The organism is Nocardiopsis sp. NPDC055879, from assembly GCF_053615935.1.
Window position 1 is genome coordinate 27252 of sequence record NZ_JBSHCT010000004.1, and the last position, 15772, is coordinate 43023.

The window sequence follows — 15772 nt, forward strand, 5'->3', positions numbered from 1 at the left end:
CAGTGACCACTACTCCGCCCACCTTGGCCGCGCCGCGCGTCTGGGAGACCTTCCGCGACAGTCCGATCGCCGCCAAGGTCATCCTTCTCGGTGTCACCGTCAATCGCCTCTCGGGCTTCCTGCAGATCTTCATAGTCCTCTACCTCACCCACGAAGGCTTCACCTCGGAGCAGGCCGTCGTCGCCGTGGGCTGTTACGGTGCCGGCGCCGTCGTCGGTGCCCTCGCCGGAGGCATCGCCACCGAACGTCTCGGCCCGCGGGCCGCCACCGTGATCAGCATGGCGGCCACCGCGGTCCTGACGGCCTCACTGCTCTACGTCCCGAACTATCTGCTGCTGCTCGCCTTCGTCACCACGGCCAGCGCCTGTACCCAGCTGTTTCGACCGGCCTCGTCGACATTGCTGTCGTCCCTGGTCGCACCTGAGCGTCAGACGATGATCTTCGCGATGTACCGTCTCGGCCTCAACCTCGGCGCGACCGGCGCCCCGTTGGTCGGCTACGGACTGTACTACCTCGGTGGCGAGAGTTTCGTCTACCTGTTCTGGGGTGAGGCCGTCATCGCCGCGGCCTACGCGGTGCTGGCCTACAACACACTTCCCGCCAAGAGCGTGCTGCGCCCGACCCCGGTCGAGGGCGACAAGACCACCGTGAAGGCACGCGAGGGTTATGCCGCCGTCCTCGCCGACTGGAGGTTCTCGCTCTATCTGGTCGCGGCCCTGCTGCACTCGATCGTGTTCGTTCAGTACGTGACGACCTTGCCGCTCCAAATAGAGGACCAGGGCATCGCGCTGTTCTGGTACACGCTCGCGGTCTCGGTCAACGGCGCGATCGTCATCGCGTTCGAATTGGCGATCACGAAGATCACCCAGCGACTCGCGGCGCGGACCGTGCTCGCCGTCGGCTTCGCGCTCGTCGGGGCCGGCGTGGCCTTCTACGCGCTGCCGATCGGGCCGGCCGCCCTGATCGTCGCCACCCTCATCTGGTCGCTGGGCGAGATCACCTCCGGACCGGCGTTCTTCGCTCACCCCGCCACCGTGGGCCCGCCCCGGCTCAAGGCCTACTACCTGGGCAGTTTCCACTTCATGTTCAGCCTCGGCATAGCTGTGGGGCCGCTGATCGGCGGCTGGCTGTACCTCCACATCGGATCACTGATGTGGCCGTCGATCGGTGTCTGCTCCCTCGTGGCGGCCGTCATCGCCTGGACATGCGTCCCCCGGCCGGAAACGTCCGTCCACACCTGAAACATCGCGACACGAGCACGAGCCCGCACTTCACAGGAAGGACTCGACGTGGGATACGCACCTCGCCGAAAGACGGTGTCCGATGATCCGATACGGCACCTTCGGATCGCCGGCATCGGTGTCGGACCGGCCAATCTCAGCCTCGCCGCACTACTGCACGACGACCCCGAGCAGCCGAACCTGTTCTTCGACCGCAAGGCCGACTTCAGCTGGCACGACGACCAGCTCCTGCCCGGAGCGACCCTCCAGGTGTCGATCTTCAAGGACCTGGTGAGCCTGTCCGACCCGACCAGTCGCTTTTCGTTCCTGTCCTACCTGCACGACCACGGGCGCACTTACCACTTCTTCAACGCCCAGTTCGCCGAAGTGCCCCGCGCGGAGTTTCGCAACTACCTGGCCTGGGCGGCGCGGGAAAACGAGAACATCGCTTTCTCGGAGTCCGTCGAGCGCGTCGATTTCGACGGGGTCTTCCATATCACCACCGACCGCAGGGAGGTCACCGCCGACAACATCGCGGTCGGCGTCGGTACCGTACCGTGGGTTCCCGACTTCGTCCGCCCGTACCAGGGCGCCACCCAGTTCCACGTCAGCGAACATCTGAGCAGGTCAAAGGGCTTGGGTGGCAAGCGCGTCGCCGTCGTCGGCGGTGGTCAGTCCGGCGCCGAGGCCTTCCTCGACCTGCTGTCACGACCCGAGTCCGAGCGGCCCGCCCACACCGCGTGGATCTCCCGGCGTCGCAACTACTTCCCGATCGACGACTCGGCGTTCACCAATGACTTCTTCATGCCGGACTATTCCGACTACTTTTTCCGGCTGCCCAAGAACAAGCGATCCGAACTCAATTCCGCCCACTTACTCGCTTCCGATGGAATTTCCGAGTCCACGCTTCGCGCGATCTACCAGGAGTTGTACAGGCTCCAGTTCATCGACCACGACGATCACCGCTTCGGACTGCTGCCCAACCGGACCGTCACCGCCATTCACCCCGGTGGAGGAGGTGCCTGGGAGCTGACCCTGAGCCACAACGACGAGCCCGATCAGACCCAGGGCCTGGCCGTCGACGCGGTCGTTTGGGCCACCGGCTTCCGGAGCGCCCCGAAGACCTTCCTGGAGCCGCTGCTCGACCGCATCGAGACCGAGAACGACGAATTCCGCGTGGACGAGGACTTCGTGGCCGGCTGGGACGGCCCGCCCGACCGCAACATCTTCGTGCAGAACGCGGTACGCGGCCAGCGTGGGCTGCCCGACGTCAACCTGAGTCTCAACGCCTGGCGCGCGAAGCGCATCGCCGATCGCTTGCGCGGCCTGCCGGTCGCCGACCGGGCGACGTCGTTCATCGAATGGTCTTCCAAGGACTCGCAATGGATGCTGTAGACATCGTGATCGTCGGTGGTGGCATCATCGGCGCCGTCATCGCCTATGAGACCGCGGCCGCCTTCCCAGACGCCGACATCGTCGTGGTCGAACGCGGGCTGGCCGCCCGAGGTGCCACCGCCCGCTCGGCCGGCGTCCACTTCCCCCGTGGCACGACCGAGCGCGTCCGGACCATGACCGACCACAGTCACCACTACTGGCAGCGCCTCGCGACCAGGCTCGACCTGCCGATTCACCGGATCGACGCGACCATCATCGCTTCGACCGACCGCGCCGACGCCATCCATGAGACCTACCTGTGGCCCGGTCCGCGGACCGGACGCGATACGCCATCGGGTACTCGCGATTGGACCCTGCGCGGGTGCCACCACGCCGACGTCGCGGGAGTCGCCGGCGCGTTGCTGGCCGAACTGCGCCCGCGCGTGACCGTTTGGGAGGGCGTCGAGGTCTCCGCCATCGAGGACGGCGAGATCCAGTGCCTGAGCCTGAGTCACGGTGAACGTCTGTGGGCCCACAGCGTCGTGCTCGCTCCCGGACCCTGGATCGCGCACCCGGCCTGGGCCGAACCGGTCGCGCCCTTGGAGCTACGCGTCAAGAAGATCGTCGCGGCGCACGTCGACGTCGTCCCCGGTCCGAGCGACGCGTTGACCGTCTTCGACGATGAGGACGCCTTCATGTTGCCGCTCCACCACCGCGGGCGATTCCTGTTCAGCTATACCTGCGACGACTGGGACGTCGACCCCGACACCGTCGAGCGTGGGCTCACCCCGGCCGATCTCGCGTCCGCCCGCACCGTCCTGGAGCGCTACGCGCCCGAGATGGCGCCGCTGTGTCGCTCCGGTCGGGTCTTCTGCGACGCCTACGGACCGGCTCGCGAACCCGTCGTCACCGAACTGCGTCCCGGCTTGGTCTTCGCCGGCGGCGCGGGCGGCTCCGGCTACCGGCTCGCCCCCGCCATCGCCGCGGAGACCGTGGACGTACTCGTGTCCACAGCCCTCGTGCCCTGAACCACCGAAGACGGAGACAGCCATGATCTTGAACCGATACAGCGAATCCGAACTCACCGAAGCCTTCGGTATCGACATGTCCTCGGTCGACGGACTCGGTGTCGGCGCCGGATGGGGCCGCGTCGCTCCGGGCGCGAGTTCCACCAGCCATCAGCACGACGAGACCGAGTTCTTCGTCATAGTCATCGGTGAGGGCGAACTCCACATCGATGGTGCCGTTCACCCGGCGCGTCCTGGCACCGTGGTCCTGTTCGAGCCCTTCGAGTCCCACGTCATCACCAACACCGGTGAGGTGGACCTGGTCTTCTTCACCCAGTACTGGCGCGACGCCGCCCGAGCGCAGGCCTCGGCCACCTCACGGTCTCGGCCTCATGCCGTCGGCCGCCCGCAGTTCGTGTTCTCCACTCCACCGACCCCCAACGGGGACCTCCACCTCGGTCATCTCTCCGGTCCCTACCTCGGCGCGGACGCCTATGTGCGCTTCCAACGCCTGTGCGGCAACCGCGCCTGGCACCTCACCGGCAGCGACGACTTCCAGAGCTACGTCGAGGCCGCCGCTCAGCGCGATGGCGTCACCCCGGCCGAGGCCGCCCGCCACTATTCCGCCGAGATCGCGACCACCCTGGCCGCCATGGACATCGAAATCGACCAGTATTACACCACCAGTGTCGACAAGGGCTACGCCGAAGGCCTGCAACGGTTCTTCACACGCCTGGTCGAATCCGACAAGGTCCGCCCGAAGGCCACACCGGCTCTCATCGATGGAGACAACGGAAGGTATCTGTACGAAGTCGACGTCTCCGGTACCTGCCCGGGGTGTTCCCACCCCACCGGCGGCAACATCTGCGAGGAATGCGGCGAACCCAACCTCGTCGCCGACCTGGGAGAGGCCCGCTCGCGCCTGAGCGAGACCGCGACCAAGCGAACCGACGTCGAACGCTGGACCCTGCCGCTCCACGAATTCGCCGACGTCGTAGCGGACCACCACCTGCTCGGTCGAGTTCCGGCCCGCCTGCGCGAGCTCGCCCACCGGGTCTTCTCCCGTGACGGTTTCGAGCTGCCCGTCTCCCACCCCTCCGACTGGGGCGTACGACCGGCCGAGGACGAGTCGGACTCCCAGGTGATCTGGGTGTGGCCCGAGATGAGCTACGGGTTCCTGCACGGCATCGAGCGCCTGGGCGACGAGATGGGGGAGCGGTGGTCGCACGAGACACCATCACGCGACTGGAAGCTCGTCCACTTCTTCGGCTACGACAACAGCTTCTACCACTCGATCCTCTACCCGGTCCTGTACCGGCTCGCCTTCCCCGACTGGAACCCCGACATCGACTACCACGTCAACGAGTTCTATCTCCTGGAAGGAGCCAAGTTCTCCACCAGTCGCCGCCACGCCATCTGGGGCAAGGACATCCTCGCCCCCGAGACCGTGGACGCGGTGCGCTACTACCTGTGCCGCACCCGTCCCGAGGACGAACGCACCGATTTCCGCCGCGTCGAGTACGACCGCGCCCTCACCGGGAACCTGATCGGCCGGTGGGAGGCGTGGCTGACCGACCTCGGTGAGCGCGTCCGTCGCGACTTCGACGGACTCATTCCGGACGCCGGTACCTGGACGACCGAGCACACCGCCTTTCTCGCACGGCTCTCGCAACACCTCGACCAGGCCACCGCCGCCCTCGGGGCCGAAGGCTTCTCGCTGCGCCGGGCCGCGGCCGTCCTCGACGCCATCGTCGATGACACCACCGAGTTCTCGCGTCGACAGTCCCGACTGCACGGCCTTGATCGCTGGGCGTCCGAGGGCCGTACCGCGATCGCCCTGGAACTGGCGGCGGCTCGACTGCTCGCGACCGTCGCCGCGCCGCTGATGCCGCGGTTCTCGGGGCGGCTGGCCTCCTCACTCGGCCTCGCCCCGATCGATACCTGGCCCGACACGGTCGAACTCATCCCGCTGGGCAACCGTTCCAGCCTGGCCGAGACGAACTTCTTCAACGCCGCGTCGCCGCCCGCCACGCTTTCCTGGTTGCGCGACAAGGTCGCCGTCCTGCTGAGCCTCGAAGGGGACTTCGAAGACCTGTCACTTCCCGAACTCGGCGCGAACTCCCTGGCCGCGACCACGCTCCAGTATCACGCCCTCAGCGAGCTCAAGGCCGACGTGCCACTGAAGACCCTCCTCGGCGACGCCCCACTGAGCACCACGGCGTCCACGCTGGACGACCTGGCCGACCCCGACCTGCTCGCCACACTCGATCGGGAGGAACGATGACCGACACGCCCGCCGCCGTACTCGCCGATCTCCACCAAGCCGGCTTGACGCTCTCGGCCGTCGAGGACAACCTCAAGCTCCAAGGCCCACAAGAGGCCATGACCCCCACACTCCTCGGCCGGCTCAAGGCCGCCAAGGGTGAGCTCCTCGAACACCTCGCCGCCCTCGAACACGGCTTCGGGCTGACCCCACTGCAACGCGCCTACCTGCTCGGACGGTCTGATCTGGTCGACATCGGCGACGTCGCGAATCAGGTCTACCACGAGATCGAGGGCTCTTGGGACCTCGACCGCCTGCGTCGCTCACTGGAAGAGGTCGCCCGGGCACACTCCGCGCTCCGCCTGGCGGTCGTCGACGAGGAACGACAGGCCGAGACCGGAACTCTTCCCGGCTTCACCGTCACCGACCTACGCGGGTTCGACCCCGACGAGCGCGAAAGGCGGCGCCTGGCCGTTCGCGAACGCCGTTCCCATCTGAAGCTCGCGGTGACCGGCCCACTGATCGACGTCGAGGTCTGCGTGCTCGCCGACGACCGGATGGCGCTGTGCGTCAATCACGACGGAATGGCCGTCGACGGCATCAGCATGTTCCTCCTGTTCGCCGAATGGCATCGTCGCTATGACTCCGGAGACGAACCCGGTACGCCCCCCATGGATTTCCGCGCCCACGTGGAGGCCCTCGACACCGTGGTCGACACGCCGGTCCATCAACGCTCTCGCGACTATTGGCGATCACGCCTGGACCGGCTTCCCCTCGCGCCCCGGTTGCCACTCACAGCCGATCCCTCCGCCATCGGCCCCACCAAAGTCGTTCAGCGGCGCGTCCGCCTCGACGCCGATGACTGGACGCGACTACGACAACAGGCCAAGGGCCTGGGCCTGACACCGTCGGTGGTGCTCCTCGCCGCCTGGGCCGAGACCCTGTCCCAATGGGGGGCCGGGAACGAATTCACGCTCAACACCACCGTCTCCCAGCGCCGCCCGATCCACCCCGGCGCGTTCACCGCCATAGGTCAGTTCTCCGACCCACTGCTCCTCGCCGTCCACATCGACAGGAGCCTGACCTTCGCCGAACGCGTCCAGGCCCTCCAAGAACGCCTGCGCACCGACCTCGATCACCGCCACTACTCCGGAATCGACGTCATGCGCGACCTGGCGCGACACCACTCGGACACGCGGTCCGCCGCCATGCCCTACACCTTCAACTCCACACTGGACGCGATCGGCGGCGTCGACGGCTCCTCACTGGAGGCCTTGGGCACCGAGGTCTTCACCCTCTCCCAGACCCCGCAGGTCTACCTCGACGTGTTCGTCCTCCAACAGCACGGCGAGCTCGTCATACGCCTCGACGCGGTCGAAGAGCTCTACCCGCCCGGCCTGCTCGACGCCCTCGCCCGGGGACTCGACGTGCTCGTCCACCGACTCTGTGACGAGAACGCCTGGGGCGCCGAGCGATTCGACCTCCTGCCGGACTCGCAGCGCAAGGCCCGCGACCACGCGAACGACACCGAGCGCGAATTCGCACCGGCCATGCTCACCGACGCCTTCCTCCGGCACGCCGCCGAACGACCGACGGCACCGGCGATCATCACCGCGGACGAGCGGATCACCTACGGCGAACTACTCGCCCGCGCCGCCGGCGCCGCCGTCTGGCTCCGCGAACGCGGCACCGCCCCAGGCGACCTCGTCGGACTGGTGATGCGTCGTGGACCGGAGCAGGTCGTCGGCATACTCGGCACACTGCTCGCCGGAGCCACCTACGTCCCCGTCGACGCCGACGTCCCGCCCGCCCGCCGCGACCGACTACTGCGCGATGGCCGCGTCACCCGCGTCCTCACCAACGTGGACGCCAAGACCGGTATGACCTCGCTGGACCTGCGCGGCGCACCGCTCGCGACCGAACCGCCCGAGGTCCTGCGCGCCGACCCCGACGACCTCGCCTACGTCCTCCACACCTCCGGCACCACCGGAAAACCCAAAGGTGTCATGGTCACCCACCGGAACGTGGCCAATGTCGTCGCGGACTGTGCCGAACGGTTCGAGATCGGCCCAAAGGACCGGTTCTTCGCCATCAGCGCCTTCAATTTCGATCTGTCGGTATGGGACGTCTTCGGCGCTCTCAGCGCCGGAGCCGCACTGGTCATGCCCGACGCCGATCGGGCCGCGGACCCCGCGCACTGGAAGGAACTCATCGCGGAGACGGGCGTGAGCGTGTGGAACTCGGTTCCGGCCCTGGTCCGCATGTTGGCCGACCACGACCACGCACTCCCGCCCTCGTTGCGACTGATCATGATGAGCGGTGATCGCATCCCGCCCGACCTGCCCGCCATGCTCTATGGCGCGCGGCCGGATCTTCGCGTCGTCTCCCTCGGCGGCCCGACCGAGACGACGATCTGGAACATCTGGCATCCGATCCCACACGATCATCCTGCGGACACGCCGATCCCGTACGGTCGTCCCAACGCGAACAACCGCGCGCATATCCGCGACGCGGACGGCCATGACTGCCCTGATTGGGTACCCGGCGAGATCCTCGCCGCCGGCGTGGGTGTCACCCCCGGCTACTGGGGATCACCCGAGTTGACCGCTGAACGCTACTTCGATGACCCGGCCACCGGCGACCGGCTCTACCGCACCGGCGACCTCGGGCGCTACCGACCCGACGGGACCATCGAAATCCTCGGCCGCACCGACTTCCAGATCAAGGTCAACGGCCATCGCATCGAGGCCGGGGAGGTCGAGGCTCGACTGACCGCCGTCGCCGCGGTCGCCCAGGCCGCCGTCGTGGCCCATGAGGCCACTTCCGGCGTAGTGCTCGTCGCGCACCTCGTCCCCGCTTCCGAGGCCCGCCCTACGCCGGCCGAACTTCGCGAGGTCCTCCACACCGAGCTTCCCGCCTACATGCTCCCCGCGATTTTCTCGTGGCACGAGGCGCTGCCGCTGAACCGCAACCGCAAGGTGGATCGGGTCGCCCTCGCCGCCGCTCCCATCGACGATCGGTCCACCAAACCGCAAAGTCCCGCGGATCCGGCCATCGAGGCCACCATCACCGAGTTGTGGTCGAGCGCGCTGCGCACCGAACGAGTCGACCCCGAGACGGACTTCGCCTCGCTCGGCGGCGACTCCCTGATCGCGGCACGCATCCTCACCGCGGTGCGAGCCGAATACGGGATCGGTCTGCCGCTCGACGCGATCTTCGCCCTCAACACGGTCCGGGCCATGGCGAGTCACATCGCGGACGCCGGGGAGAGGGAACAGTGACGCCCGAATCGATCATCAATCGCATCATCGCCGAGCGGCCGACCCACGATGGCGCGCTCACCGTCGCCGGGCTCGGGCACCACCGCCGCATGCCGTTGTCCGAACTCCACGACCGCGCCCGCGCCGTCGCCACCGCCTTGCGGCGAAGTGGCGTCCAAGAGGGCGATCGGATCGGTGTCCTGGCCGTCAATCGTCTCGAATGGGTCCTGCTCGATCTCGCCGCGCTGATGATCAAGGCACAGACCGCCGGATTCGAGCCTGGGAAGTTCACTCCGGACATCGAACTGGTCGAACGCTACGACCTCGACCTGCTCTACACCGACGCTTCGGTCGGTGATGGTGCGCCGCCCACCATTCGCCCCATCGCCGAGGTCGCCGAATACGCCGAGCACGACCCACGGGAACTCAAGGCGCTCCAGTGGGAACCGGACGAATGCACCACCGTCAAGTTCACCTCGGGTTCCACCGGTGTCCCCAAGGGGCTGGAAGCCACCGTGGCCAGCGTCGATTCCTCGCTGTGCGACGTCCAGGGTTTCTTCGGGCACCTCCGCGGCGACGACATCCTCGTGTTCCTGCCCCTATCGCTGCTCCAGCAGCGTTACTGGCTCTATTCGGCCATGCACTGGGGTCACGACGTCACCATCACGACCTACCAGTCGGTGTTCGCCGTCATGCCCATGGTGGAACCGACCGTCGTCATGGGTGTGCCCGCGTTCTTCGATACCGCCAAGCGGTACATCGAAGGACGCCTCTCCGACGACCACGACGCCGCCAAAGCCGCCGTCGAGTTGTTCGGCCCGCGTATCCGCTACATGTGGACCGGGTCGGCCCCCGCCGATCAGGCCGTGCTGCGATTCTTCAACGAAGCCGGCCTGCCGATCTTCGAGGGTTATGGCCTCAACGAAACCTGCATCGCCACCAAGAACCATCCCGGTGCGCACCGCGAAGGCAGCGTCGGTAAGGCTCTCCCCGGCAAGGAGATCCTCATCGGTGACGACAACGTGGTCCGCGTGCGCAGCGACCACCCGGTCAACACCACCTACGCCTACGCTCCACCAGGCGAGAGCGAGCGAATATTCAAACCCGGCGGGATCGTCCGCACGGGTGACTTCGGGCACCTCGACGACGACGGTTTCCTGTTCATCCATGGCCGCGCCGACGACGTCATCGTCCTCGACAACGGAAGGAAGGTCATAGTCCGTGTCATCGAGAGCCGCTTCCGCGACACCGGAGCCGTCGCCGAGTGCGTCCTGTACTGCCCCGATCAGATCGGGCTGGTCGCCGTCGTCTCCCCGTACCCCGGCCCGGTCGATACCGAGGCGATCACGGCGGCGCTCGAAGCGGTCAACGCCGCCTCCGAACCCGACGAGCGCGTCACCAGGGTGATCATCGCCGAGGAGCCGTTCACCATCGACAACGACCTGCTCACCTCCCAATTCAAACCGATCCGAAAACGCATCCAGGAACGATACCGAGCCCGCATCGACGACCCGAAGGAAGGCCTCCATGCCCGTTGATCTGGACACCCTGGCCCGCGAGCAACTCGCGCGAACCCTACGAGAGCGGCCAGATCCTGCCTCCCTCGACCTCGGCGAAGACCTCGTCGAGACCTATGGACTCACCTCGCTGAACAAAGTCCTGTTCCTCACCTCGCTTTGCAAGGCCGCCGACGTCGGTCTTGAGAACTTCACCGAAGACGACGTCGCCGGTATGCGCACCCTTGGCGACGTCGTGGACACCTTCCGACTCCACGCCGACAAAAGGGGATGACACCGATGGCCGACAACCTATGGAATCGGACGGCCCCGGCCGTCCTTGACAACGAGCACGTCCGGCTGCGGCCGGTGACCGAGGCCGACCGTGAACCGCTGCGCAAGATCGCCTTCGGCGACGGCATCTGGGACCACTTCGTCAGCCGCGTCGACACGGACGCCGACTTCGACGCCTTCTTCGACGCCATGATCGCCGACGACGCCGCCGGGAGGCGCGTGGTCTTCATCATCGTCGACAAGGCCACTGAGCGTGCCGCCGGTAGCTCCAGCTACGGCAACATGGCCGAGGCCGACCGGCGTCTTGAGATCGGCTGGTCCTGGCTCGGCGTCGATTTCCAGGGCCGAGGAGTCAACCGCTGGGCCAAGTACCTGTTGCTCCAGCACGCCTTCGAGGACATGGGTGCGGTCCGCGTCGAGTTCAAGACCGACGTGCTCAACGCTCGGGCCTGTGCCGGCCTGCGCAAGATCGGCGCTTGTGAGGAGGGCGTGTTGCGCAGCTTCAACTACATGCCGGGAGGCCGCAGGCGTGACGCCGTCTACTACTCGATACTCGCGAGCGAGTGGCCGTCCGTGAAAGAACAGCTCCGCGACCACGGCAAAGCCGTCAACCCGTCACGATGAACGACGTACCCTTCATCGAACTCGCCGGACGGCCCCGCGAGCGGGGTCTGGCCCACGGGGGCGCGATCGCCGGACGGCTCCGCGCGTTCCTCGACGACTCTCTCGCCCGACTCGACCATCTCATCGACCAGCCGCTGGACCGTGGCTCGGTGCGCCGTGCGATCGCGACTCACCGCGATGCCGTCGCCGAGGCCCTCCCGGACCTCGCCGAAGAGGTCGACGGCCTGGCGGCCGGTGCCGACATCGACCATGACGAGGCTTGGCTGCTCCAATTGCGCCGCGAGCTCCTCGGCTACAGCCGCGTCACCGCCGGTGACTGCACTACCTACACCTCTGTGCGGGGTCGGCCGATCCTGGCCCAGACCGTGGACCTGAACGGGAACCTCGACGACCAGATCGCGGTCCTCGCGGTCTCCGGGGCACGTCACCGCTCGCTGGTGCTCAGCTTCGGCGGCCTACTCGGCTACCTCGGAGTCAACGACGCCGGGGTGGCCATCGGCCTCAACCTCGTCATCGGTGGGGCATGGACACCTGGAGTACCGCCGTACCTGGCGATCCGGCACATACTCGACAACGCCGACAGCGTCGACCAGGCGGTGGAGATCCTCGGCGGGCTCAAGCTCGCCAGTTCACGCTCGTTCACGATCTGCGGCGTCGATCGCGCAGTTTGCGTCGAGGCCCTGGGGGAGGAACGGCGGATCCTCGAACGGGCGGACCTGGTCCACACCAACCACTTCCTGCACCCGGATTTCGCCGTCCACGACGAGATCAACGTCTTCGCGAAGAACTCCTCGAAGCGTCGACTCGAAGCCGTCCACGCGGTGGGCATACCCCGGGCGGACGATGTCGAAGGTCACCACCGGCTCCTGTCGGGCCGGCCGATCAACGTGGCCGACAACGGTGACATTCGCCGCGAGCGAACGGTCGCAGCGGTCATGCTCCATCCCGACACCGGCGAACTGCGCCTGTGGCCCGGCGATCCCGCAGTCGAGAAGGAACACCTGTGGGCCTTGCGGTGATGTCGATACAGGGGCCCCGGCCGATGAACATCGGGCGGGACCCCTTCTCGCGGGCGCTTCTCGTCCAAGGACGAGCGAGAACGCTTCATGGACCCGCGGACCTCAAGGGGCACCTCACCGCGTACGCGCCAATGACAAGGAGACGAGTTCGATGTCGACACCGAGACACCAAGGATGGTTCATCGAGGCCGACGACGGGCCCGACCCCCGTCCGAACCTCTATACCTTCGTGCACGCGGGTGGGCGGGCCGATCGATTCTTGAACTGGCGGCCCGGCCTCCAAGACCTGGTCCGTGTCGTCGCGGTCTGCGGACCCGGCACCGGTCACCGTTTCGCCGAACCTCGACACGACGACGTCACCGAACTCGCCGAGGCCGTCAGCGAAGCGATCACCGCGCACTCCACCGGACCGTATTTCTTCTTCGGACACAGTCTGGGGGCACTGGTGGCGTTCGAGACCGCGCGACGCCTGCCCGGCGGCCCGGCCGCCCTGGTCGTGTCGGGCTGTGCGGGGCCCGCCCTCCTGCCATCCGAACGCGTCAAACGAATGACCACGCTCGGAGCCGATGAATTCGCAGAGGAAGCCCGCTTCTTCGGGGGTATTCCGTCCGAGGCCGAAAGTGGTTCCGCGGCGGCACTGCTACTCGAACCGCTCCGCCGTGACCTTGGCATGGTCGCCGCCTATGCGTTCCAGCCTGGACGTTCGCTCGACCTTCCGGTGGTGAGCATCGTCGGCGGTGATGACCCGCACGTGGACGGCGAAGGTGTCGCCCGTTGGCAGGACGTCACCTCGCAACCGTTGGAGCACCATGATGTGTCAGGCGGTCACTTCTACTTCGAGGACGACGATCGCACCGCCATCGAGATTCTCCGTCGAACCGTCGACCGCCATGACCCGAGACCGCGAAACCGCGACACTCACACCCAGATCATCTAGTGTTCCCGAGCGGTGATTCATTGTTCGAATCCCGGCACGCGTGTGTTCCCCGGTGAACCGTGAGAACTCCGGGGTACCGGCCGGCGGGTACCGACGTCGGACATCGCGGTGGGGCGGCGATGCCCGACGTCGGTGGCTCAGTACAGCTTGTTGGCTCCGCCGTCGGCCATCAGGGTCTGGCCGGTCATGTACTTGGAGTCGTCCGACAGCAGGAACGCCACGATCGGGGCGACGTCGGTCTCGGGGTCGCCGAAGCGGCCGAGCGGGACCTTCGCGAGCGAGGCCTGGTACAGCTCCGGGGCGGACTCGCTCCAGGCCTTGACGCCCGCCGTCATCGCCATCGGGCTCACGACGTTCACGCGGATGTTCTGGCTCGCCCACTCGTTGGCGACCACGCGGGAAAGGCCGCGGATGGCCTCCTTCGCGGCGGCGTAGGCGGCCTGGGTGGGCTGGCCGACGAGCGCGGCGCCCGAGCCGAAGTTCACGATCGAACCACCGGACTTCGCCAGGTGCGGGTGGGCCGCGAGCATGAAGTTGCGCGTGGCGATGAAGCCGGTCGAGAACGACAGGTCCCACTGTTCCCGAGTGAGGTCGGTGAAGGGCGCCTGGCGCGAGGCGTGCGCGTTGTTGACCAGACCCGTCAGCCCACCGAAGCGCTCGACGGCGGTGCGGACCGCGAGTTCGGCGGTCTCCGGCAAGCCGACGTCACCTTGGACGAAGGCGACGTCGGCGCCGAGCTCGGTTTCGAGTTCCGCTCCGGCCTCCCCGTTGACGTCGACCGCGACGACCTTGGCGCCGCGACGGGCGAGGACGCGTGAGATCGCGCCACCGATGCCGGCGGCTCCTCCCGTGACGACGACGATCTGGTGTTCCAGCTGCATGAACGTTTCCTTCCTACGCGCGGTGCGCTCGTCGGGATCGGCCCATTCTCCGCCGAACGGGGTTCGGGCGCGGTGTATCCGCGAGGTGTTCGGCGTGGCCGTCGACTCCCGATACCGCGTGTGAATCGGTTGATTAAGGACATCTAGTGCGTTTCGGGTGCCAATGGTGGACCGTACTAGGATCCGAACCATGCCGCGTTCTCGACCGACCCCCGAACACCTGTCCCCGGGGTACTTCGCGTTCGTCATGGGCACCGGGATCCTGTCGGTCGCTGCCGCGCAGCGGTCGTGGCAGGTCACGTCCCTGGTACTGCTCGGGTTGGCGGGGGGCGGCTACGTGCTCCTCATCGCCTTGAACGTGTGGCGGATCATCGCCTACCGCGAGGCCTTCGCCCGTGATCTGCGAGACTCGCGCAAGGCGTTCCTGATCTTCACCTTCGTCGCGGGAACCGGTGTTCTCGCGACGGGCCTGGCGGCGCACGGCGCGCTCACCGTGGCGACCGTCCTGTTGGCGATCGGCGCCGTGAGCTGGATGTTGCTCGGCTACACGGTGCCGTGGGCGGCGGTGCTCAGCCGCGACGAACGGCCGGTGACCGACGCCGCGAACGGGACCTGGTTCATCTGGGTGGTGGCCGCCCAGTCCGTGGCCGTGGTCGCCGCGACGCTGGAGCCGCACTACGAGGGCCTGGGGCGGCACGGGCTCTCGGTGCTGGCGGTCTTCGCCTGGTCGATCGGTGTGGTGCTGTACGCCGCCGTCGCGATGTTCGTCGTCCTGCGGATCCTCCAGGCGCCGCTGGACCCCCGCGACTTCGACCCGCCCTACTGGGTGTCGATGGGCGCCATCGCCATCAGCGTCGTCGCCGGCTCTCGCATCATCGAGATGGAGAGCACGCCGATGGTCGACGCGGTCCGCGGCCTGGTGGAGGGTGGGGCCGTGGTGCTGTGGGCCTTCGCGACCTGGCTGATCCCCGCGCTGATCGCGGTCGGCGTGTGGCGGCACCTCGTCAAGCGGGTACCGCTGAAGTACACGCCGACCCTGTGGAGCATCGTCTTCCCGCTCGGGATGTACTCCGTGGCCTGTATGTACCTGGGGCGGGCCGACCGTCTACCGCTGGTCGAGTGGATCGGCGAGGCGTGGATCTGGGTGGCCCTGACGGCGTGGGCGCTGACGAGCGCGGCCATGGTTCGGTCGTGGTTCCCCACCGTGCCTCGATCGCCTGCGCCTTCTTCTCTTCTCTGAGTAGAGAATCCCGGCCCCGGACGTGTGAAGCATGACCGGATGCGGCCAATGGGGAGAAGAGCCCGATGCGAACGCGCTCCGGTTGATAGAACCTGCGTTGCGGAGTGTCAGTGGGTCGTGACGGTGCGGCCGTCCTCCGGAGAACTGGAGAGTGTTC

At 67.2% G+C, this 15772-nt stretch carries 12 protein-coding genes; 11 read left to right on the forward strand and 1 reads right to left on the reverse strand.

Annotated features, from left to right (window positions below; genetic code table 11):
- The first annotated feature begins 2 nt into the window (after window positions 1–2).
- From ACWGKS_RS05640 to ACWGKS_RS05685, 10 genes are all read left to right on the forward strand, one after another.
- On the forward strand, window positions 3–1241 hold the full coding sequence (locus ACWGKS_RS05640; RefSeq protein ID WP_358513377.1) for an MFS transporter: 1239 nt from the start codon (window positions 3–5) through the stop codon (window positions 1239–1241).
- Between the two features lie 48 nt (window positions 1242–1289).
- Complete coding sequence (locus ACWGKS_RS05645; RefSeq protein ID WP_358513379.1) at window positions 1290–2615, forward strand: lysine N(6)-hydroxylase/L-ornithine N(5)-oxygenase family protein; 1326 nt, start codon at window positions 1290–1292, stop codon at window positions 2613–2615.
- Entirely contained in the window at window positions 2603–3622 is a 1020-nt protein-coding gene (locus tag ACWGKS_RS05650) for an FAD-dependent oxidoreductase (RefSeq protein WP_358513381.1), read from the forward strand. Before ACWGKS_RS05645 ends, ACWGKS_RS05650 begins: the two co-directional genes overlap by 13 nt.
- 22 nt (window positions 3623–3644) lie before the next feature.
- On the forward strand, window positions 3645–5885 hold the full coding sequence (locus tag ACWGKS_RS05655) for a class I tRNA ligase family protein (protein WP_452521873.1): 2241 nt from the start codon (window positions 3645–3647) through the stop codon (window positions 5883–5885).
- The gene (locus ACWGKS_RS05660; RefSeq protein ID WP_358513385.1) at window positions 5882–9145 is read left to right on the forward strand and encodes a non-ribosomal peptide synthetase; all 3264 of its coding nucleotides are present in this window, start codon (window positions 5882–5884) and stop codon (window positions 9143–9145) included. Before ACWGKS_RS05655 ends, ACWGKS_RS05660 begins: the two co-directional genes overlap by 4 nt.
- Window positions 9142–10662, forward strand: coding sequence for an AMP-binding protein (locus tag ACWGKS_RS05665; protein WP_452521875.1), 1521 nt, complete (start codon window positions 9142–9144; stop codon window positions 10660–10662). Before ACWGKS_RS05660 ends, ACWGKS_RS05665 begins: the two co-directional genes overlap by 4 nt.
- Window positions 10652–10915, forward strand: coding sequence for an acyl carrier protein (locus ACWGKS_RS05670; protein ID WP_358513389.1), 264 nt, complete (start codon window positions 10652–10654; stop codon window positions 10913–10915). Before ACWGKS_RS05665 ends, ACWGKS_RS05670 begins: the two co-directional genes overlap by 11 nt.
- A 5-nt stretch (window positions 10916–10920) precedes the next feature.
- Entirely contained in the window at window positions 10921–11538 is a 618-nt protein-coding gene (locus ACWGKS_RS05675; RefSeq protein WP_358513391.1) for a GNAT family N-acetyltransferase, read from the forward strand.
- Entirely contained in the window at window positions 11535–12557 is a 1023-nt protein-coding gene (locus ACWGKS_RS05680; RefSeq protein ID WP_358513393.1) for a C45 family peptidase, read from the forward strand. The genes ACWGKS_RS05675 and ACWGKS_RS05680 overlap by 4 nt, the downstream gene beginning before the upstream one ends.
- 151 nt (window positions 12558–12708) lie before the next feature.
- Window positions 12709–13494: a thioesterase II family protein gene (locus ACWGKS_RS05685; protein WP_358513395.1), complete on the forward strand. Its 786-nt coding sequence runs from the start codon at window positions 12709–12711 to the stop codon at window positions 13492–13494.
- Between the two features lie 137 nt (window positions 13495–13631).
- Here ACWGKS_RS05685 and ACWGKS_RS05690 read toward each other — a convergent pair whose 3' ends face one another.
- A complete protein-coding gene (locus ACWGKS_RS05690; RefSeq protein ID WP_358513397.1) occupies window positions 13632–14375 on the reverse strand; it encodes an SDR family NAD(P)-dependent oxidoreductase in 744 nt (247 codons plus the stop codon).
- A 190-nt stretch (window positions 14376–14565) separates the two neighbouring features.
- Here ACWGKS_RS05690 and ACWGKS_RS05695 point away from each other — a divergent pair, with 190 nt between their 5' ends.
- Window positions 14566–15615: a tellurite resistance/C4-dicarboxylate transporter family protein gene (locus ACWGKS_RS05695; protein ID WP_358513399.1), complete on the forward strand. Its 1050-nt coding sequence runs from the start codon at window positions 14566–14568 to the stop codon at window positions 15613–15615.
- Window positions 15616–15772 lie beyond the last annotated feature (157 nt).

Bases quoted from the DNA above. Each gene is read 5' to 3' on its own strand.
- ACWGKS_RS05680 (WP_358513393.1), top strand. From the start codon at position 11,535: ATGAACGACGTACCCTTCATCGAACTCGCCGGACGGCCCCGCGAGCGG.
- ACWGKS_RS05695 (WP_358513399.1), top strand. From the start codon at position 14,566: ATGCCGCGTTCTCGACCGACCCCCGAACACCTGTCCCCGGGGTACTTC.
- ACWGKS_RS05650 (WP_358513381.1), top strand. From the start codon at position 2,603: ATGGATGCTGTAGACATCGTGATCGTCGGTGGTGGCATCATCGGCGCC.
- ACWGKS_RS05690 (WP_358513397.1), bottom strand. From the start codon at position 14,375: ATGCAGCTGGAACACCAGATCGTCGTCGTCACGGGAGGAGCCGCCGGC.
- ACWGKS_RS05660 (WP_358513385.1), top strand. From the start codon at position 5,882: ATGACCGACACGCCCGCCGCCGTACTCGCCGATCTCCACCAAGCCGGC.
- ACWGKS_RS05675 (WP_358513391.1), top strand. From the start codon at position 10,921: ATGGCCGACAACCTATGGAATCGGACGGCCCCGGCCGTCCTTGACAAC.
- ACWGKS_RS05655 (WP_452521873.1), top strand. From the start codon at position 3,645: ATGATCTTGAACCGATACAGCGAATCCGAACTCACCGAAGCCTTCGGT.
- ACWGKS_RS05685 (WP_358513395.1), top strand. From the start codon at position 12,709: ATGTCGACACCGAGACACCAAGGATGGTTCATCGAGGCCGACGACGGG.
- ACWGKS_RS05670 (WP_358513389.1), top strand. From the start codon at position 10,652: ATGCCCGTTGATCTGGACACCCTGGCCCGCGAGCAACTCGCGCGAACC.